A 921-nucleotide genomic window follows, 5' to 3' on the forward strand; every position below is an offset into this window, starting at 1 on the left:
CTAGGGTCTGTCTTCAAACGGATTTTGCCCAGAGCAGGAATGACGCGAGGGTGACCGCCGCTTCGTAGGAGGTGGCGGTCTTGTCGTATCTGGTGGCGATGCCGCGGAAGCCTTTGAGCCGGTTGAAGCAGCGCTCGATCATGTTGCGTCGGCGGTAGGTCTCCCGGTCGAATCCTGGTGGCCTTCCGCCGCGGCGGCCGCGGCTGTGCCGGTTTCGTCGCTGGTCGGTCTTCTCGGGGATGACGTGCGTGATGCCGCGTTTACGCAGGTAGGCGCGGAAGCCGCAGGAGCTGTAGGCCTTGTCGGCGACGACCTGGTCGGGCTTGCAGCGCGGTCGGCCGGGGCCGATGCGGGGGACGCGGATCCGTTCCAGCAGGGGGCGTGCGCAGATGCTGTCGTGGCGTTGGCCCGGTGTCAGGATGATGGCGAGGGGGCGTCCTTTGCCGTCGCAGGCGAGGTGGATTTTGGTGGTCAGTCCTCCTCGGGATCGGCCGAGGGCGTGATCGTCCGGTTCGTCCGACCGCTGCTGCCCCCTTTTCGGCCGGTGGCGGCTGCGTGCTGGTGGGCGCGGACGACGGTGGAGTCGATCTGGACCAGCCAGTCGATGTCGCCGGCTGCGTCGGATTGGGCCTGGATCTGCTGCAGGGCCCGGGTGAACACTCCGTCCAGGGCGTAGCGGCGGAAGCGGGTGTACACCGTTTTCCACGGGCCGTACCGGGCTGGCAGGTCGCGCCAGGAGATCCCGGTGCGGATCTTGTAGACCATGCCGTTGATGATCTTCCGGTCCTCGATGCGAGGTCGGCCCGTCACGGCTCGCGGTATGAGGGGAGCGAGTAACTCCCACTCGTGGTCGGTCAGTTCATGGCGGCGTATCACACCCACCATGATCCATCACGAGATGATCTTTGAAGACGGACCCTA

The 921-nt window shown here is 66.0% G+C and carries 1 protein-coding gene; it reads right to left on the bottom strand.

Features of this window, described 5'->3' with window-relative positions; translation table 11 throughout:
* Positions 1-13: 13 nt before the first annotated feature.
* Positions 14-873 (bottom strand): IS5 family transposase gene (locus FE633_RS46895; RefSeq protein WP_425473341.1). Its coding sequence is split into 2 segments (ribosomal slippage): positions 14-507 and positions 507-873, totalling 861 coding nucleotides; the frame shifts between segments, so codons are not numbered across the junction.
* Positions 874-921 lie beyond the last annotated feature (48 nt).

Origin of the sequence: Streptomyces montanus (genome assembly GCF_005786655.1) — a bacterium.
GTDB lineage: Bacteria > Actinomycetota > Actinomycetes > Streptomycetales > Streptomycetaceae > Streptomyces > Streptomyces sporangiiformans.